We start from the raw sequence: 17,954 nt of genomic DNA, 5'->3' as shown, positions 1-17,954 counted from the left end.
CGTCCCTTACAGCGTAAAAGGTAACGAGTGATTCATGGCATCAGCATCGGTTAATCCCCTCGGACAATCTTCTCTGGCCAAGCGCCTGGGCTGGACCTTCCTCCTTCTGTGCTGCTACAGAATCGGTGTGCATGTGCCCATCCCCGGTGTGGATGCCGCGGCCCTGGCCGCGTACTTCAAAAGCCTGTCGGGAACGTTGTTCGACATGTTCGACATGTTCTCCGGTGGCGGCCTGTCCAACGTGTCCGTCTTCGCTCTGGGTGTCATGCCCTACATCTCGGCGTCCATCATCATGCAGCTTTTGCAGGTGGTGAGCCCCGACATCAAGCGCATGGCCAAGGAAGAAGGCCAGGCCGGACGCCGCAAGATAACCCAGTACACCCGTTACCTGACCGTGCTGATCACCCTGGTGCAGGGCCTGTTCATCTCCATCGGGCTCGAATCCATGACCAGCCCCGACGGCACGCCCATCGTGCTCAATGCGGGCTGGCATTTCCGCATGGTGACCATGGCCACCTTCACGGCCGGTTCCATGCTCGTCATGTGGCTGGGTGAGCAGATCACTGAACGCGGTATCGGCAACGGCATCTCCCTGATCATCTTCTGCGGTATCGTGGTGGGCATCCCGCGCGGCATCATGCAGTCCATGGACCTCATCAAGTCCGGCAGCATGAGCATCTTCCTCGCGGTCATCATCGTGCTGCTCATGGCCGCCGTGCTGACGGCCATCGTGTTCGTGGAGCGTGCCCAGCGCCGTATCCCCATCAGCTATGCCAAGCGCCAGATCGGACGCAAGATGTTTGGCGGCCAGAACACGCACCTGCCCCTGCGCGTTAATACGGCGGGCGTCATCCCGCCCATTTTCGCCTCGTCGCTGCTGCTGTTCCCGGCCACGGTGGGCCAGTTCTCCACCAATGAATACGTCAGGATGGTCACGGACTTCTTTGCTCCGCACGGCGTCCTGTACAATGTGCTCTATGTTGTCCTGATCTTCTTCTTCTGCTACTTCTACACGGCCATCATCATCGACCCGAAGGATATGGCCGAGAACCTGAAGAAGAACGGCGGCTTCGTCCCCGGCATCCGTCCCGGCGAACGCACCCAGGAATACATCGACACCGTACTCTCGCGTCTGACCCTGAGCGGCGCGGTGTACATCTCGGCCATTTCCCTGCTGCCCATGCTCATGATCGCCAAGTTCAACGTGCCGTTCTACTTCGGTGGTACCAGCCTGCTGATCCTTGTCGGCGTGGCCATGGACTTCATGAATCAGGTCGAGTCCCACATGATCTCAACCCAGTACCAGGGGTTGATGAACAAGGCGGCCCGCAAGGGCGGCCGCATGTAATTCTGGCAAAGAGAGCTGGAAAGTCATGAAGAAGTATCAAGGCGCATTCATCAAAAATGAGCGGGAGATCGCTTGCCTGCGCGAGGCCAACCGTATGGTGGCCAACATCTTGGATGCCATCGGCGACATCGTGAAGCCGGGCGAAACGACCATGCGCTTTGAAGAACTGGCGCGCGACATGTGCGCCGATTATAAAGTGAAACCGGCCTTTTTGGGCTATTACGGCTACCCCTACGCCACATGCTGCTCGGTCAACGAGCAGGTGGTCCACGGTTTCCCCTCCCCGCGGCTGCTTGAGGAAGGGGACATCGTCAGCGTCGACATGGGCGTGGTCTTTGAAGGTTTTGTGGGCGACGCTGCGCGTACCTTCCCTGTGGGCAAGGTGAGCGAGGAAGCCTGCAAGCTCATGCGCGTCACGGAGGAGAGCCTCTATGTCGGCATCGAGCAGGCGCGTGCCGGTAACGATGTCTATGCCATCGGTATGGCCGTGCAGAACTATGTGGAAGCCGCCGGTTTCAATGTCGTGCGTCAGTATGTGGGCCACGGAGTTGGCGCCAAGATGCACGAAAAGCCGGAAGTCCCCAACTATCACCCCGGTGTCCGCGGGCTGACCCTGCGTAACGGCATGGTCATCGCCATTGAGCCCATGGTCACCGCCGGCAGCTACGAGGTGGACGTTCTGGAAGACAAATGGACTGCTGTGACACGCGACCGCCGCCTGGCTGCGCATTTTGAACACAGTGTAGCCATTACGCCGGACGGACCCCGGATCCTGAGCATTTCGGACCGCGGCCTGAACCGGACGACAATTGGTTGTTGACAGAGCAGGTAAAGATGGATAAAGGTTTCTGTTCCCGCTGCTAATGAGCGGTGAGCAGCCGTATTGACCGGGTTTGTGTTGTGCTTCCGGCAGCGGCAAACCTTGGTCACGCAAAGCCGGATGGCTTTGCCACTCATTGGAGACGAATCATGAAAGTCAGACCTTCCGTCAAAAAAATATGCCCCAAGTGCAAGGTGATCCGGCGCAAGGGTGTTCTTCGAGTTATCTGCGAAAACCCCCGGCACAAGCAGCGCCAGGGCTAGGGCAGGAGACGTACTGTGGCGAGAATTGCAGGTGTTGATTTGCCTCGTGGCAAACGTGTGGACATTGCGCTCACCTATATCTATGGCATCGGCCGTGCTACGGCCCTGCAGATCCTGAGCACCACCGGTGTGAACTGGGAGCGCAACATTGATGATCTTTCCGCCGACGAAGTGAACGAGATCCGTAAGGAACTCGAGCAGAACTACAAGGTGGAAGGCGACCTCCGTCGCGAGATCTCTACCAATATCAAGCGCCTCATGGACATCGGCTGCTTCCGTGGCCTGCGTCACCGTCGCGGCCTGCCCGTGCACGGTCAGCGCACCCACACCAATGCGCGTACCCGCAAGGGTCCCCGTCGCGGTGTGGTGGGCAAGAAGAAGTAGGGCGCATTCCTTTTCACGCGAATTTAGCCAGATTGAGGTAATATCATGGCCAGACCCAAGAAAGTGGTCAAGAAAAGAGAAAAGAAGAACGTGCCCGTGGGCATTGCCCACATCCAGGCTTCGTTCAACAATACCATCATCACCTTTACGGACACTCGCGGCAACGCCATCAGCTGGGCCTCTTCCGGCCAGAGCGGTTTCAAGGGTTCCCGCAAGTCCACCCCCTTCGCTGCCCAGGTTGCTGCCGAAACTGCCGCCCGCAAGGCTCAGGACAACGGCATGCGCACCGTGGGTGTGTATGTGAAGGGCCCCGGCTCCGGTCGTGAAGCCGCCATGCGCGCCATTGCCGCTGTTGGCTTCCGGGTTGCTTTCATCCGCGACGTTACGCCCATCCCCCACAATGGTTGCCGGCCGCCTAAGCGCCGTCGCGTGTAGTTGGCTGCCCGAGAGGCAGTGGTAATCAACGCAAGAGGATTCTTCAAATGGCCAAATATACTGAAGCCAAATGCCGCATTTGCCGTCGCGAGGGCTGCAAGCTCTTCCTGAAGGGCGACCGCTGCTTTACCGACAAGTGCGCTTATGATCGCCGTCCCTACGCTCCTGGCCAGCACGGCCGTGCGCGTAAGAAAGTCAGCGAATACGCTGTCCAGCTGCGCGAGAAGCAGAAGACCCGCCGCAGCTACGGTATCCTGGAAAAGCAGTTCCGCGGATACTTCGAAAAGGCTGAAATGCAGAAGGGCGTCACCGGTACCAACCTGCTGGTGATCCTGGAACGCCGCCTGGACAACGTGGTGTACCGTCTCGGTTTCGCCAACTCCCGTAACCAGGCCCGTCAGCTGGTGCGTCACGGCATCTTCACCCTCAATGGCCACAAGGTGACCATCCCCTCGCTGCAGGTGCGCGTGGGCGATACCATCGAAGTGCCCGAAAAGAACCGCAAGATCCCCGTTCTGGCCGAAGCCCAGGAAGTCATCGCCCGCCGCGGTTGCCCCGCCTGGCTGGAAGCCGACGGCGCCGCTTTCAAGGGCACCGTGAAGGCTCTGCCGCAGCGTGACGACATCCAGTTCCCGGTCAATGAACAGCTGATCGTTGAACTTTACTCGAAATAAGCGGGGGCTTCATGCTTATCAAACAGGGCGAACGCCTTATCAATGCGCGCAACTGGAACGAGCTCGTCAAGCCCGACCAGATCCTGCGCGACGAAGACACGGCCAGCAGCACGCACGGCAAGTTTGTTTGCGAACCGCTGGAGAGAGGTTACGGCACCACCATCGGCAATGCCATGCGTCGTGTGCTGCTTGCCTCCCTGCAGGGTGCTGCCTTTGTGTCTGTGAAGATTACCGGCGTGCAGCATGAGTTCACCACCATCCACGGCGTCCTCGAAGACGTGACCGACGTGGTGCTGAACATCAAGCAGGTGCGTCTGCGCATGGACACGGACGAACCGCAGCGCCTGACGCTTCGCGTTGACAGCAAAGGGCCTGTTACGGCCGCCCAGATTCAGGCCAATCAGCATGTGACCGTGCTCAATCCTGAACAGCACATCGCCACCCTCACCGAGGACGTGGTGCTGGAGATGGAATTTGAAGTGCGCATGGGCAAGGGCTATGTGCCTGCCGACATGCACGAAGGTCTGGCCGATGAAATCGGTTTGATTAAGCTGGACTCCTCCTTCTCGCCGGTTCGCAAGGTCGCCTACGCTGTGGAACAGGCTCGTGTGGGTCAGATGACCAACTACGACCGCCTGATTCTCGAAGTGTGGACCGACGGCTCGCTGACCCCTGAAGATGCCATCGCGTACAGCGCCAAGATCATCAAGGATCAGATCTCGGTGTTCATCAACTTCGATGAACGTGTGTCCGGTGACATGCGTCACGGCAGCAGCGACAGCGGCGAGACCAACGAGCATCTCTTCAAGAGCATCGACGATCTCGAGCTTTCGGTGCGCGCCACCAACTGCCTGCGCAGTGCCAACATCGCGCTGGTGGGCGAACTGGTGCAGCGTTCCGAGGCTGAAATGCTCAAAACCAAGAACTTCGGCCGTAAATCTCTGGACGAGATCAAGGAAGTCCTGCACGACATGGGCCTTGATTTCGGCATGAAGGTTGACGGTTTCGAAAAGAAATATCAGGACTGGAAAAGGAAGCAGCAAAATGAGGCATAGCAATTCCGGCAAAAAACTTTCGCGGACGCCTGCGCACCGTAAGGCCCTGTTGCACAATCTCGCCAAGGCGCTGCTTATCCACGGCCGCATCCGCACCACCGAAGTGAAAGCCAAGGAACTCCGCGGCGTTGTCGAGCCGCTGATCTCCCTGGCCAAGCGCAACGACCTGCACGCCCGCCGTCTGGCTTACCGCGTGCTGTGCGACTACGCTCTGGTTAAGCGCCTGTTTGACGAAATTGGTCCCCAGTTCGCCGGTGTGCCTGGTGGTTACACCCGCGTGATGAAGCTGGCCATGCCCCGCAAGGGCGATAACGCTCCCATGGCCATCATCGAACTGACCCGCCTGCCCGAAGCCAAGACGGAAGCTCCCGCCAAGGCTGAAAGCGCCGAGTAGTTCCGATGACCGTGTCCGGTTCCGGCCGGACGAGGGAAAAGGATACAAGGGCCCCCGCAAGGGGGCCTTTTTGCGTTTTGGGGAATAGCCTGGCAGGGGAGGAAGACGTCCTCCTGCAGGGGGCTTGCTGCCCTTCGGGGGCCCCCTTTCCGTATGCATGCCGGGAGCCCGGCCGATATGCGGCAAGACGAGGGAATCCCCATCCCTTTCGGCGCCTCCGTACGGCCGTGCATCAGCCCGGAGCCTGCATTCCTACACGCTGTCCGGAAAGTTTGGCGCTCCACGACAACGCAGCCTCTGCACTCACATGCCTGTACTGACCGACAGCCCCTATCCCTTTTTTACATACGCTGCAGGCGTTCCCGTTCCCTTGTCCTTCCTGGTTCTCACGCCGGAGGCAGCCGGCAGATCCATAGAGGAGGACAGCCTGGTGGAATATCTCTCCCTCACGTCTTTCTGGGTTTTTTATGAGCGCGTTTTGAGGGGAGTGGGGGAGGAGTTTGAGGGGGCGAGGGGAAGCTTTTGGGCGCAAGGAAAAGTTCCCCTCGCCCCCTCAATACTATCAAGCAGCCATCCACTGACCTTTGTCGTCCCTTCTCTGTCATGACTTGCCAGCAGGGGGGCTTTCATGGCATGGACGGCCTGTGCCTGTGCGGCATCCTTTCATTTTTCAACAAAGCGAGGTTCATCATGAAGTTGCTGGAAAAGGCCCGGGCCGCCGGCTGAGCGGCAAAAATGGCTCCAGGGGCCCTGGAGCAGCTTTTGCGGGGCCTCGTGCCCCGTGGATCGTCGGATCTGGAGCAGCGCGTCATCGCCGGGCGTGCCCGCAACGAGGATGCCGTGGTCGTGCGCATGCCGGCGGGCAAGGCCATCGTGCAGACCGTGGACATCCTGGCGCCCATCGTCAACGATGCCTTCTGGTTCGGCCGCATCGCGGCCTGCAATGCCCTGTCGGATGTCTACGCACTGGGCGGGCAGCCCTGGTGTGCCATGAACGTGGCTTTTTTCCCCACCTGCCTGACCGAGAACGACCCGGAGAACATCCTGGCCAATATCCTGCGCGGCGGCATGGATGCCCTGGAAGAAGCCGGGGCCGTGCTGGCCGGCGGGCATACGGTGCAGGATGACGAACTCAAGTACGGCATGGCCGTGACCGGCATCATCGATCCCGATCATGTGGCCGCCAATGACAAGCTGCGGCCGGGCCTGCGTCTGCTGCTGACCAAGCCGCTGGGCACGGGCATCCTGGCTACAGGCGTCAAGGCACGCTGGGACGATCATGAGGAAAGCGAAGCGCTGCTGCAGCGCTGGTGCGGACGTCTCAACCGTATCCCCGGGGAGGCCATCGCCCACTTCCGCATCCCAGCCGCCACGGACATCACCGGTTTTGGGCTGGGCGGGCATCTGCTGGAGATGGCGCAGGCCTCGGGCGTCTGCGTATCATTGCAGACGGAAGCCCTGCCGCTGCTGCCCCACGCTCTGGAGTATGCCCGCATGGGCCTCATCCCGGCGGGCAGCCATCTCAACCGCACCCACTGCGCTCCTGCCGTGGACGTGGCTCCTTCGGTGGATGAGGCAGTGGAAAGCATCGTATTCGATGCCCAGACCTCGGGCGGTATCGTGCTGGCCGTGCCGGGTGAAGAGTTGGCCACGGTGCGTGACTGGCTGGAGGCCAGGGGCGAGATGGCCGTGGAGATCGGTGAAGTGCTGGGGGCGCGTCCCGACGGCAAGCGGCTGCTGCTGCGCTAGCGGGGGAGGGGAGATCCGGGGAGAAGACTCTCCCTTTCTCATTTCCCAAGCTCTCTCTTTCCTCCACGCCTCCCATCCTCTCCGCATGTATTGCAGTGGGAGGAAAGCATCCCGGAAGAGAGGCCTCCCGGCAGTTCGCCAGGCGGCAAGATCGGGCCCCTCTGGGACTGTTGCCATTTCCCTTTTTTCCTGCTGTCCGGTACTGAGGGGAGGGCTGGCCGAGGCTTGCGGGAAAGTGGTGTCTGTGGTATAAAAGTTATCTTTGCGAGAGTGGCGGAATTGGTAGACGCACTGGACTTAGAATCCAGCGGTTTATCCATACGGGTTCAAGTCCCGTCTCTCGCACCAGAATTTGCAAGGACGTCCCCGGCATGGCTGTGGGACGTCTTTGTTTTGAGGGCTGTTGTGCAGGAAGCCTTCCTTGTCCGGCGCAGAGGAAGACAGCGCAGCTCCATTCCTCCACGGCAGCGCGCAGGCAGCAGTCCTTCCTGGCCATGCTGCTGCATGTTCCTTCCCCGTCCGGCCTGCGGCGAGTTGCCGAGGGGTATCGTCCGTCCATCCCTTCTTGCCGTGGCATCACGGGCCATACCGCATCAGACCGCGGCCCTGTTCCTTCACCTCTTTCTGCCTGTACCTGAGCGCCTCCTGCTGCCTTCTTCACCGTTTCGCCAAAGGACGGCTTTTCATCTTGACCGGCACGCTTCCGTGCTTATCTTTGACGGCAGAGAGCTGCCGGGAGACCGGCGTCCAGCCGCTTGAAATCCGCCCTTCTTTGGGCTATGAGAAGCGATTGTCGTGGCTGGCGAGTCGCTCGCCATGCCGGATGATGCGTGTTCTGCACCGCATCATCATTCAGAGAACTGCCGTGCGGCCCAGGTCGCGGTCGTCTTCGGGGCATCCCCGGGGCGCGGCGGAAAAAAGAGACTTTTCGTTAAAGGAGCGCCTCGTGGAATATACTGTTGAAGATTTGTCCCCGGTCAAGAAAAAGGTTGCCATCACCACTGATCCCAAGGAAGTGGAAGCCGCCATCATGGGTGCTGTCGCCCTGTACAAGACGTCTGTGCAGATTGACGGTTTCCGCAAGGGCAAGGTGCCCGCTTCCGTCATCGAACAGCGTTTCCGCGACCGCATCTATGAAGAGGCCCGTCAGGACCTCGTCAACGTGCACATCAATGAAGTGATGTCCAAGCTGGACGTGACCCCCGTCTCCGGTATCAACATGGTGGACGGCGAGCCTGTCATGGAACGCGGCAAGGGCATGAACTACAGCATCGAGTTCGAAGTGCTGCCCACCTTCGATCTGCCCCCCTACGAAGGCATGGAAGTGGAGCAGGAAAAGACCATCGTGGACGACGCTGAAGTGGAAGAAGTTGTGGAACGCATCCGCCGCGACCGCGCCAAGCTGGTGCCCGTGGACGGCGACGGCCCGGCCGTGGACGGCCAGGTGGCCAACATCGACTTCTGCGCCTACGAAAACGGCCAGCCCCTGGAAGGCATCAAGGCTGACGGCTTCGATCTGGCCCTGGGCGAAAAGCAGGCCCTGGAAGATTTCGAAAACCTGGTCAAGACCATCAAGCTGGGTTGCGAAGCCGAAGGCGACATCACCTTCCCCGAAGATTTCCTGGCCAAGGACCTGGCCGGCAAGACCGTGACCATGAAGGTCAAGGTGCATGCCATTAAGGAACGTCAGCTGCCCGCCGTGGATGACGAACTGGCCAAGGCCGTGGGCGTGGAAAACGTGGAAAAGCTCAAGGCCGGCATCCGCGAAAGCTACCGCTCCAGCCGCTACAACCTGAACAAGGGTTCCGCCCAGAAGTCCATGCTGGACAAGCTGGTGAAGATGGTGGAATTCGAACTGCCGCCCAGCATGGTGGACGTGCAGGCCCGCACCCTGCTGGCCGACATGCGCGCCCGCATGGAACGCCAGGGCAAGAGCCTGGATTCCCTGGGCAAGACCGAAGAAGAACTGCTGAAGGAAGTCCAGCCCCAGGCCGAAGAGATCACCCGCATGCAGGTGCTGCTGCTGGCCATCGCCAAGAAGGAAGGCCTGGATGTGAACGAGCAGGAAGTCAATGCCCAGCTCTACCAGCTGTGCATGCGCAGCGGCGAAGACTTCAAGCAGGTTCGCGAAGCCTATGAAAAGAGCGGCATGATCTTCACCCTGCGTGACCGCATCCTGGCCGACAAGGCCATGGACGCCATCTACGCCAAGGCCCAGGTGAAGGAAGTGGAGCCCAAGGCTGCTGAAAAGACTGAAGAAAACAACTAAAGCGAGCGATGTCTGCACCATGGTGCAGATGTTTCCCGCACCTTTCCGGCGACGCTTCGTCGTCCGCTTTTGACGTACGCCGCGGCGGTTCTCCCGTCGCGGCGGCGTCGAATTTATACGGTTTAACTCACAGAGAGGTTTTCATGTCCCTCGTCCCCATGGTCATCGAAACCACGGGCCGTTCCGAACGTGCCTACGATATTTATTCCCGCCTGCTCAAGGATCGCATCATCCTGCTGAGCAGCGAAGTGAACGACACTGTGGCCTCCCTTGTCTGCGCCCAGCTCCTGTTCCTGGAATCCCAGGATCCGGAGAAGGAGATCAACCTGTACATCAATTCTCCCGGCGGCTCCGTGACCGCCGGTCTGGCCATCTACGACACCATGCGTTACATCACCGCGCCCGTCAGCACGGTGTGCATGGGCCGGGCCGCCAGCATGGGGGCATTTTTGCTGGCTGCCGGGCAGAAGGGCATGCGCTACGCACTGCCCAACAGCCAGATCATGATCCACCAGCCGCTGGGCGGCTTCCAGGGCCAGGCCACGGATGTGGACATCCACGCCCGCGAGATGCTGCGCATCAAGGAACGCCTGAACACCATGCTGGCCGAGAACACCGGTAAGAGCTACGACGAGGTGGTCCGGGCCACGGAACGCGACAATTTCCTCACCCCCGAACAGGCCCTCGAATTCGGCATCATCGACCGGGTACTGGTATCGCGCAGCGATATGACGGAGAAAAACTAGTCTATGTCCAACAGCAAGAATTCCGGACAGGAACCGCTGCGCTGCTCCTTCTGCGGACGCAGCGAGCTGGAGGTGAACAACCTTATCGTGCAGGACAACGCCTGCATCTGCGACAACTGCGTGCGCGCCTGCGGTGACATCATCGCCCGCGACAAGGTCCAGCAGCAGGTGGAGGAGGCCGACGAGCGCCTGCTCTCGCCGCAGGAGATCAAGGCCCGCCTGGATGAATACGTCATCGGCCAGACCGAGGCCAAGAAGATCCTCTCCGTGGCCGTGCACAACCACTACAAGCGCGTCTTCTTCGCCGATGCCCTGGGCGATGACGTGGAACTGGAAAAGAGCAACATCCTGCTGGTGGGTCCCTCCGGCAGCGGCAAGACCCTGCTGGCCAAGACCCTGGCCAAGGTGCTGCGCGTGCCCTTTGCCATCGCCGACGCCACGACCCTGACCGAAGCCGGTTACGTGGGCGAGGATGTGGAGAACATCCTGGTGCAGCTGCTGCAGAATGCCGACTACGACATCGAAGCCGCCAGCAAGGGCATCATCTACATCGACGAGATCGACAAGATCTCCCGCAAGAGCGACGGCCCCTCCATCACCCGTGACGTGTCCGGTGAAGGCGTGCAGCAGGCCCTGCTCAAGATCATCGAAGGTACCGAGGCCAACATCCCGCCCAAGGGCGGCCGCAAGCATCCCCAGCAGGAATTCATCCGCATGGATACCAGCAATATCCTGTTCATCGTGGGCGGTGCCTTCGTGGGCCTGGACAAGATCGTGGGCTCCCGCATGAGCGGCAGCTCCATGGGCTTCGGCGCCCAGGTCTGCTCCAAGAAGGAGATGCCCCTGGGCGAGCTGCTGGAAAAGATCCAGCCCCAGGACCTGGTCAAGTTCGGTCTGATCCCCGAATTCGTGGGCCGTATCCCGATCATCACCCATGTGGACGATCTGGACGAGGCCGATCTGGTGCGTATCCTGACCGAGCCCAAGAACGCCCTGGTGCGCCAGTACCAGAAGCTGTTCGAACTGGACCACGTGCAGCTGCGCTTCACGCCCAATGCCCTCAAGGCCATCGCGGCCCGGGCCATCGAGCGCAAGACCGGCGCGCGCGGCCTGCGCAACGTCATGGAGCGCACCATGCTGGACATCATGTTCCGCCTGCCCTCCATGCCCGGTGTCAAGGAATGCCTCATCAACCGGGCCGTCATCGAAAAGGGCAAGGAGCCGGTGCTGCTGTATGACGAAAGCGCCGAAGGCGCTGCTGCCGATACCAGCCTGAACTAGCCCGGCTTCCGGCATGGTCGCACGGCGTGGAGACGCTCCCGCCTGCTGCTGCCGGTCGCACCTTGCCGGGGCCTGCCCCCGGGCAGGCTGTCACAAGATCTGAAAGGGGGGAAGCATCCGCTTTTGCCGCAGGCAGAAGGGATCCTTCCCCTTTCAACGATATACGGGGCCATCCGGCCCGGCCGTCCCGACGGCTGAGCGGGCCGCCCGCGCGGCCCTTTTACGAGGTTCACTATGTCCGAATTCCAGCGCGAAGCGCGCTTTTTTGCCGAGCTGCCGGTCATGCCCCTGCGCGAAGTGGTCATGCTGCCGCGTACCATCATGCCGCTTTTCGTGGGGCGCGAAGCCTCCATCAAGGCCATCGAACTGGCCCAGTCCGGCTACAACAAGCAGATGTTCCTGGTGGCCCAGCGCGAGCCCGATGTGGAGAAGCCCGGCGCCGATGATCTGAGCCCCGTGGGGGTCGTCTGCAAGGTCCTGCAGATGCTGCGCCTGCCCGACGGCACCATCAAGGTGCTGTTCGAAGGCCTGCACCGTGCCCGCTGGACGGAGCTGCGCGAAGAGGACAACTGCCTGATGGCCATGCTCTGCACCGTGCCGGAAAGCGAGAGCCGCCCCGAAGAGCGCGAGGCCCTGGTGCGTACCGTGCAGGAAGCGCTGGAAGAGTACGCCAAGAACAACAAGAAGCTGACCCAGGAAGCGCTCATGTCCATCATGGCCCTGCGCGATGCGGGGCCGCTGGCCGACGCCGTGGTGCCCCACCTCAAGGTGGATTACCGCAAGAAGCAGGAAGTGCTGGAGATCGCCGACGTCACCGAGCGCCTGGAGCGCGTGTACGAGCTTTTGCAGGGCGAAGTGGCCCTGGCCTCGGTGGAAAAGCGCATCAAGAACCGCGTCAAGGTGCAGATGGAGCGCAACCAGCGCGAGTACTACCTTAGCGAGCAGCTCAAGGCCATCAACAAGGAGATGGGCCGCGAGGACGATCCCCAGGCGGAAGTGGACGAGCTGGAAAAGAAGCTCGAAGGCCGCAACATGCCGCAGGAAGCCCGCGAGCGCTGCCAGTCCGAACTGCGCAAGCTGCGCAGCATGCCGCCCTCGGCCGCGGAATACACCGTGGTGCGCAATTATGTGGACTGGCTGCTGGATCTGCCCTGGAACGACCTCAAAGAGATCAATATCGACATCGAAAAGGCCCGTGCCATCCTTGAAGGCGACCACTTCGGTCTGGAAAAGCCCAAGGACCGCATCCTGGAATATCTGGCCGTGCAGAAGCTCTCCAACGGCCTGCGCGGTCCCATCCTCTGCTTCGTGGGCCCGCCAGGCGTGGGCAAGACCTCGCTGGCCAAGAGCGTGGCCCGGGCCACGGGACGCGAATACGTGCGCCTTTCCCTGGGCGGCGTGCGTGACGAGGCCGAGATCCGCGGGCATCGCCGTACCTATGTGGGCGCCCTGCCCGGCAAGATCATCCAGTCCCTGAAACGGGTAAAGAGCAGCAACCCCCTGTTCTGCCTGGACGAGATCGACAAGATGACCTCGGACTTCCGGGGCGACCCGGCCTCGGCCCTGCTGGAAGTGCTGGACCCGGAACAGAACAACACCTTCATGGACCATTATCTGGATCTGGAGTACGACCTCTCCAAGGTGTTCTTCATCACCACGGCCAACTCGCTGGATACCATCCCGGCACCGCTGCTGGACCGCATGGAGATCATCGAGCTCAACAGCTATCTGGAGACGGAAAAGCGCCAGATCGCCCGCAACTTCCTGCTGCCGCGCCAGGTGAAGGAACACGGCCTGAAGCCGGAGAACATCGCGCTGTCCGACGGCGCCATCCTGGAGATCATCCGTTCCTACACCCGTGAAGCGGGCGTGCGCAATCTGGAGCGCGAGATCGCCGCCCTGTGCCGCAAGACCGCCATCCGTCTGGTGGAGGACAACGATCTGGACAAGTGCGTGAGCATCTCCCGCCAGAACCTGGCTTCCTTCCTCGGCGTCAAGAAGTATCGCCACGAGGAGCGCGAGAGCGAGTCCCAGGTGGGCGTCTGCGCCGGTCTGGCCTACAACCAGCGCGGCGGCGAGATCCTGATGGTGGAGACCAGCCTCATGTCCGGTTCCGGGCAGGTGGTCATCACCGGCCAGCTGGGCGACGTGATGACCGAGTCCGCCCGTGCGGCCCTGACCTATGTGCGTTCCCGCGCCGAGATCCTGGGCCTTGACCCGCGTTTCCACCGCAAGGTGGACATCCATGTGCATGTGCCCGACGGCGCCACGCCCAAGGACGGCCCCTCGGCCGGCATCACCCTGGCCACGTCCATCACCTCGGCCCTGCTGGGCATCCCGGTGCGCAACGATGTGGCCATGACCGGCGAGATCTCCCTGCGCGGCCGCGTGCTGCCCATCGGCGGCCTGCGGGAAAAGCTGCTGGCTGCCCGCCGCAGCGGCATCAAGAAGGTCCTCATGCCGCATGACAACGAAAAGGATCTCAAGGAAGTGCCCGCCGAGGTGCTGGAAGATCTGGAGATCGTCTTCGTGGACCATGTGGACGAAGTCCTGCCCCATGCCTTGGCCGCTTCCGTGGAAGAGATCTTTTCCGGTCGCGCCACGGCCCAGCCGCTGTATCTCAGCCTGCGCGCCGGCAAGAGCGACAAGGACAGCAGTGCCGCTGCACCGCAATAAGCTGATAGTAGGGGGGATTTGAGCGGGGGAAACCTTTTGTGGACAAAAGGTTCTCCCCCGCACCCCCTTCCAAAAAACTTTTTTTAGGTGGGGCCGCTGGTCCCCGCCGCTGGACGGTGGGGAGCGGACAACGGCCCGTGGACCGGGAAAACAGGAAGAGGAAGGCATTGTGCCTTCCTCTTCCTGTTTTTGGTGCGTATGGCGTGCCGTGCGTGCGCAGCGTACCTTTGAACGGATGTCCGGTATAAAACAAAAACGCGGAGGGCAGAGTGCCTTCCGCGTTTTTGTTTTGGGCGCAGGCCTCTTTGTCAGAGAGCCGTGCTTGTCTTGGCCATTTTTGCCGGGGGACCGGCAATGGGGGCTGTCCGGCGTCGTACCGGGGAGTCCATCCTCCTGCATAAAGCGCGTTGGGAGGAGGATGGGGGCTTGGGGGAAGGAGGGACCTTTGCGCGCAAGCCGGCGACCGAAGGCGGCCGCAGGCCGTGCCCGTTGCGACGAAGGGAGCTACGGGCATCGACAGCAGGGCAAGGTCCCTCCTTCCCCCAAAAAACTTGCTTACATGTGGAAGAAGCGCAGGGGAGGCACGCCGGGGATCATGCGGGCGTCGGCCAGCTTGCGGTAGAAGAGGCTGAGGCCCTGCAGTTCGCGTTCTCCCAGGCTGAAGGTCAGGCCTTCGTTGTAATAGACGGTCAGTTCCTCGCGGGACAGGGGGCAACCGTGGCCGGTGAGGTCGAGGATGACATCCATATGGGAGAGGCCCCAGTCACGGCCCTGACGCATGAGCGCGCCGGGGTCGCTGTGGAAAAGCTTTTTCTGCACGGCGTCGTGGCTGACCACCCAGACCCCGAAGATGAAGGGCAGGCCGGTCCATTCCACCCAGGCATCGGCCAGGTCGAGACGGTAGGGATAGTCAGGATGGTTGCGCAGGCGCAGGGCTTCGTCCCCGATGGCCAGGAAGGCTTCGGGGGCCCTGTCCGTGCCCAGGGTGGGCGTGACGGCGCCGGTGACGTAGTTCACGTCGCAGTGGTAGTGGTCCTTCATGAGCAGGCGCAGCAGGGCCACGGAGGTGTGGGTCTCGCCGCTGATGAGGATGGTCTGGCCGCCCAGCTGTTCCACAGGGCGGCGGGACATGAGCAGCACGCTCATGACATTGCCGTGGGAGCCGATGGAAAGATCCTCCACCAAATGGTAGCGCTCGGGGCGCATGGCGTATTCGAAACAGGAATTGGAGGAGATGTGCAGCTCGCCCCGGGCCATCATGTTGTTGAGGACGGCGGGCGGCCCGGAGATGATCTCGAAATCGTGGGGGATGATGCCCGCTTCCAGGGGATGATAGATGGGCAGGACGTTGAGGTAGCCGATACGGCCCATGCGCAGGGCATCAGCGGGCAGACCGGGTTCACTGGACATGGCATTCCTCCTGGCCGCAGAGCGGCCGTTTCTTGGTGGGCTGTCCGGGGGCAGTGGGAAGGGAGGCACCCGTGCGGACGCATCCCGGAATGCTGCATAACAGGCCGCCGCCAAAAAGGAAAGGGCGGGGGCAGGCGTTTTGACGTCCCTTGGCCTTCCTGTATATGATGGAAAAAAGCAGGTGAGTCATGTTCAAACGTTTTTTTCTCGTATTGCTGGCAGGTACGCTGCTTGGGGGGATTCCGGTCATGGCTGCAGCACTGGAAAACGAGACCGCGGGCGCCATCGTGCGTGAGCCTGTCCTGACGGGTGAACAGGCCCAGGCCATGGTCGAGGTGGTCATGCATGAGGCCCGCGAGAGCGGGCATGCCGTCACCGTGACCGTGGTGGACCGCTCCGGCCAGATACTGGCGGTGCTGCGCGACCATCACGCCGGTGTGCATACGCTCAACGCCAGTTACAAAAAAGCCTACACGGCGGCCTCCCAGAAGCGCGAGACGGTCGCCATAGCCCGTGGCATACGGGACGGCTCCATCCCCTCGGACATCCGTTATCTCGACCCCAATTTCTCCCTTATGGAAGGCGGTATCCCCGTCATCCTGGAAAATGTGGTGGTGGGCGGTATCGGGGTCGGCGGTGCCCACGGCAGTGAAGACGGACGTCTGGCCCGCATCGGCCTGCTGGTGTTGCAGCACTAGTCCTGCGTGCGGGGCACTGGCCCGCGTGGCGTGCGGCGTGACATGCGGGCGGCTGCCCGCTGCCCGAGGGAGATCCGGCGGAAAAAGTAAGAAAATAACTAAATAGTAATAATTCCTATTTACAAAAGTTGCCGGTCATGGCATTTCTTTCCTTGCGATACCTCCTGGGGGGAGGCTGTCACTGCACCAACCAGGTGCGCAAACCAAGGAGAAAGCATATGACTGATAAAAATGACCGCCTGACCACCAGTGCCGGTGCGCCGGTAGCCAATAACAATCATGCCCTGACTGCCGGTCCGCGCGGCCCCATGCTGATGCAGGATGTCTGGTTCCAGGAAAAACTGGCCCATTTCGACCGTGAGGTCATCCCGGAGCGGCGCATGCACGCCAAGGGCTCCGGTGCTTACGGGACGTTCACGGTGACGCATGACGTCACTCAGTATACCAAGGCCTCGCTCTTTGCCGAGGTCGGCAAGCAGACCGAAGTCTTCGTCCGTTTCTCCACTGTGGCCGGCGAGCGCGGCGCAGCGGACGCGGAACGCGACATCCGCGGCTTTGCCGTCAAATTCTACACGGACCAGGGCAACTGGGACATGGTGGGCAACAACACGCCGGTCTTTTTCCTGCGTGACCCGCTCAAGTTCCCCGACCTGAACCATGTGGTCAAGCGCAACCCGCGCACCAACATGCACAGCGCCACGGACAACTGGGACTTCTGGACCCTGCTGCCCGAAGCCCTGCACCAGATCACCGTGGTCATGAGCGATCGCGGCATCCCGGCGTCGTACCGCCACATGCACGGTTTCGGCAGCCACACCTACAGCCTCATCAATGCGGAGAACAAGCGCTTCTGGGTCAAGTTCCATTTCAAGACCCAGCAGGGCATCAAGAACCTCACCGATGCCGAGGCGCAGGAACTCATCGGCCGTGACCGGGACAGCCACCAGCGCGATCTGTACGAGCATATCGAAAAGGGCGACTTCCCCCGCTGGACCCTGTATTTCCAGATCATGCCCGAGGAGGACGCCGAAAAGCTGCCCTATCATCCCTTTGACCTGACCAAGGTCTGGTACCACAAGGATTATCCCCTCATCGAAGTGGGCGTGCTGGAACTGAACCGCAATCCCGAGAACTACTTTGCCGAGGTGGAGCAGGCGGCTTTCAATCCCGCCAATCTGGTGCCCGGCATCGGCGTCTCGCCCGACAAGATGCTGCAGGGCCGTCTGTTCTCCTATGGAGATGCCCAGCGTTACCGCCTGGGGGTCAACCACAACATGATCCCGGTGAACCGTCCCCGCTGTCCCTACCACAGCTTCCACCGGGACGGCGCCATGCGGGTGGACGGCAACTACGGCAGTTATACCAGCTATGAGCCCAACAGCACGGGTGCCTGGCAGGAACAGCCCGACTTCAGCGAGCCGCCCCTGAAGATCAGCGGCGATGCGGACCGCTGGGACTATCCCTGCGATGATGCCGACTACTTCGAGCAGCCCGGCAAGCTGTTCCGCGTGATGACGCCGGAACAGCAGGAAGAGCTGTTCGGCAATACGGCCCGCGCCCTGGGCGACGCGCCCCGCGAGATCAAGCTGCGCCATATCCGTCATTGCGCCAAGGCCGACCCCGCCTACGGTGCGGGCGTGGCCCGGGCCTGCGGTATCCCGGAAAGCGAGATCTAAAGAAACAATGTGAGACAGGGGGCCATTGTCCCTGCTGCCGGTACCGGAGTCTCCTGCGCAGCGACGGATCCTCCTC

16 protein-coding genes and 1 tRNA gene are annotated in these 17,954 nt (G+C 61.4%); 16 read left to right on the top strand and 1 reads right to left on the bottom strand.

All coding sequences use genetic code 11. The features are described 5' to 3' along the window. Positions 1–34: 34 nt before the first annotated feature. From secY to lon, 14 genes are all read left to right on the top strand, one after another. A complete protein-coding gene (gene secY, locus HF854_RS04585; protein ID WP_168935246.1) occupies positions 35–1,348 on the top strand; it encodes a preprotein translocase subunit SecY in 1,314 nt (437 codons plus the stop codon). 25 nt (positions 1,349–1,373) lie between these two features. Further along, the gene (gene map, locus HF854_RS04580; RefSeq protein WP_168935245.1) at positions 1,374–2,168 is read left to right on the top strand and encodes a type I methionyl aminopeptidase; all 795 of its coding nucleotides are present in this window, start codon (positions 1,374–1,376) and stop codon (positions 2,166–2,168) included. Between the two features lie 149 nt (positions 2,169–2,317). Then, on the top strand, positions 2,318–2,431 hold the full coding sequence (gene rpmJ, locus HF854_RS04575; RefSeq protein WP_005027799.1) for a 50S ribosomal protein L36: 114 nt from the start codon (positions 2,318–2,320) through the stop codon (positions 2,429–2,431). A 15-nt stretch (positions 2,432–2,446) separates the two neighbouring features. Next, entirely contained in the window at positions 2,447–2,815 is a 369-nt protein-coding gene (rpsM, locus tag HF854_RS04570; protein ID WP_040369828.1) for a 30S ribosomal protein S13, read from the top strand. A gap of 45 nt (positions 2,816–2,860) precedes the next feature. After that, positions 2,861–3,250: a 30S ribosomal protein S11 gene (gene rpsK / locus HF854_RS04565; RefSeq protein WP_006008449.1), complete on the top strand. Its 390-nt coding sequence runs from the start codon at positions 2,861–2,863 to the stop codon at positions 3,248–3,250. A gap of 47 nt (positions 3,251–3,297) precedes the next feature. Next, positions 3,298–3,924, top strand: coding sequence for a 30S ribosomal protein S4 (rpsD, locus tag HF854_RS04560; RefSeq protein WP_006008451.1), 627 nt, complete (start codon positions 3,298–3,300; stop codon positions 3,922–3,924). Positions 3,925–3,935: 11 nt separating this feature from the next. Continuing rightward, positions 3,936–4,979, top strand: coding sequence for a DNA-directed RNA polymerase subunit alpha (locus HF854_RS04555; RefSeq protein WP_006008453.1), 1,044 nt, complete (start codon positions 3,936–3,938; stop codon positions 4,977–4,979). After that, positions 4,969–5,373 (top strand): 50S ribosomal protein L17, encoded by a 405-nt coding sequence (gene rplQ / locus HF854_RS04550; RefSeq protein WP_006008455.1) that lies wholly within the window; start codon positions 4,969–4,971, stop codon positions 5,371–5,373. The genes HF854_RS04555 and rplQ overlap by 11 nt, the downstream gene beginning before the upstream one ends. A gap of 690 nt (positions 5,374–6,063) precedes the next feature. Further along, positions 6,064–7,122, top strand: a complete 1,059-nt coding sequence (gene selD, locus HF854_RS04545) for a selenide, water dikinase SelD (protein ID WP_168935244.1) — start codon at positions 6,064–6,066, stop codon at positions 7,120–7,122. A 264-nt stretch (positions 7,123–7,386) separates the two neighbouring features. Beyond that, positions 7,387–7,470: transfer RNA gene (locus HF854_RS04540), tRNA-Leu, on the top strand. A gap of 598 nt (positions 7,471–8,068) precedes the next feature. Beyond that, positions 8,069–9,391, top strand: a complete 1,323-nt coding sequence (gene tig / locus HF854_RS04535; protein ID WP_168935243.1) for a trigger factor — start codon at positions 8,069–8,071, stop codon at positions 9,389–9,391. A 143-nt stretch (positions 9,392–9,534) separates the two neighbouring features. After that, complete coding sequence (clpP, locus tag HF854_RS04530) at positions 9,535–10,137, top strand: ATP-dependent Clp endopeptidase proteolytic subunit ClpP (protein ID WP_006008466.1); 603 nt, start codon at positions 9,535–9,537, stop codon at positions 10,135–10,137. A 3-nt stretch (positions 10,138–10,140) separates the two neighbouring features. Next, positions 10,141–11,418 carry an ATP-dependent Clp protease ATP-binding subunit ClpX gene (gene clpX / locus HF854_RS04525; RefSeq protein WP_168935242.1) on the top strand — a complete coding sequence of 426 codons (1,278 nt, stop codon included), beginning with the start codon at positions 10,141–10,143 and terminating at the stop codon, positions 11,416–11,418. A 234-nt stretch (positions 11,419–11,652) separates the two neighbouring features. After that, positions 11,653–14,094 (top strand): endopeptidase La, encoded by a 2,442-nt coding sequence (gene lon, locus HF854_RS04520; RefSeq protein WP_168935241.1) that lies wholly within the window; start codon positions 11,653–11,655, stop codon positions 14,092–14,094. A 555-nt stretch (positions 14,095–14,649) separates the two neighbouring features. Here the strand turns inward: lon and HF854_RS04515 are convergent. After that, positions 14,650–15,504, bottom strand: a complete 855-nt coding sequence (locus HF854_RS04515) for a menaquinone biosynthetic enzyme MqnA/MqnD family protein (protein ID WP_006008470.1) — start codon at positions 15,502–15,504, stop codon at positions 14,650–14,652. A 248-nt stretch (positions 15,505–15,752) separates the two neighbouring features. Here HF854_RS04515 and HF854_RS04510 point away from each other — a divergent pair, with 248 nt between their 5' ends. Together HF854_RS04510 and HF854_RS04505 are read left to right on the top strand one after the other, a co-directional pair. Continuing rightward, positions 15,753–16,202, top strand: coding sequence for a GlcG/HbpS family heme-binding protein (locus HF854_RS04510; protein WP_239463851.1), 450 nt, complete (start codon positions 15,753–15,755; stop codon positions 16,200–16,202). 218 nt (positions 16,203–16,420) lie between these two features. Then, entirely contained in the window at positions 16,421–17,878 is a 1,458-nt protein-coding gene (locus HF854_RS04505; RefSeq protein WP_168935239.1) for a catalase, read from the top strand. Positions 17,879–17,954 lie beyond the last annotated feature (76 nt).

Source organism: Desulfovibrio piger (assembly GCF_012843875.1).
Taxonomy (GTDB): domain Bacteria; phylum Desulfobacterota; class Desulfovibrionia; order Desulfovibrionales; family Desulfovibrionaceae; genus Desulfovibrio.
The sequence above is the reverse complement of the archived record's forward strand: the minus strand, read 5'-3'. Positions and strand labels throughout refer to the sequence as shown.

Excerpts from the sequence above, each read along its gene's own strand:
- secY (WP_168935246.1), top strand. The coding sequence starts at position 35 with ATGGCATCAGCATCGGTTAATCCCCTCGGACAATCTTCTCTGGCCAAG.
- map (WP_168935245.1), top strand. The coding sequence starts at position 1,374 with ATGAAGAAGTATCAAGGCGCATTCATCAAAAATGAGCGGGAGATCGCT.
- rpmJ (WP_005027799.1), top strand. The coding sequence starts at position 2,318 with ATGAAAGTCAGACCTTCCGTCAAAAAAATATGCCCCAAGTGCAAGGTG.
- rpsK (WP_006008449.1), top strand. The coding sequence starts at position 2,861 with ATGGCCAGACCCAAGAAAGTGGTCAAGAAAAGAGAAAAGAAGAACGTG.
- rpsD (WP_006008451.1), top strand. The coding sequence starts at position 3,298 with ATGGCCAAATATACTGAAGCCAAATGCCGCATTTGCCGTCGCGAGGGC.
- HF854_RS04555 (WP_006008453.1), top strand. The coding sequence starts at position 3,936 with ATGCTTATCAAACAGGGCGAACGCCTTATCAATGCGCGCAACTGGAAC.
- rplQ (WP_006008455.1), top strand. The coding sequence starts at position 4,969 with ATGAGGCATAGCAATTCCGGCAAAAAACTTTCGCGGACGCCTGCGCAC.
- clpP (WP_006008466.1), top strand. The coding sequence starts at position 9,535 with ATGTCCCTCGTCCCCATGGTCATCGAAACCACGGGCCGTTCCGAACGT.
- clpX (WP_168935242.1), top strand. The coding sequence starts at position 10,141 with ATGTCCAACAGCAAGAATTCCGGACAGGAACCGCTGCGCTGCTCCTTC.
- lon (WP_168935241.1), top strand. The coding sequence starts at position 11,653 with ATGTCCGAATTCCAGCGCGAAGCGCGCTTTTTTGCCGAGCTGCCGGTC.
- HF854_RS04515 (WP_006008470.1), bottom strand. The coding sequence starts at position 15,504 with ATGTCCAGTGAACCCGGTCTGCCCGCTGATGCCCTGCGCATGGGCCGT.
- HF854_RS04510 (WP_239463851.1), top strand. The coding sequence starts at position 15,753 with ATGGCTGCAGCACTGGAAAACGAGACCGCGGGCGCCATCGTGCGTGAG.
- HF854_RS04505 (WP_168935239.1), top strand. The coding sequence starts at position 16,421 with ATGACTGATAAAAATGACCGCCTGACCACCAGTGCCGGTGCGCCGGTA.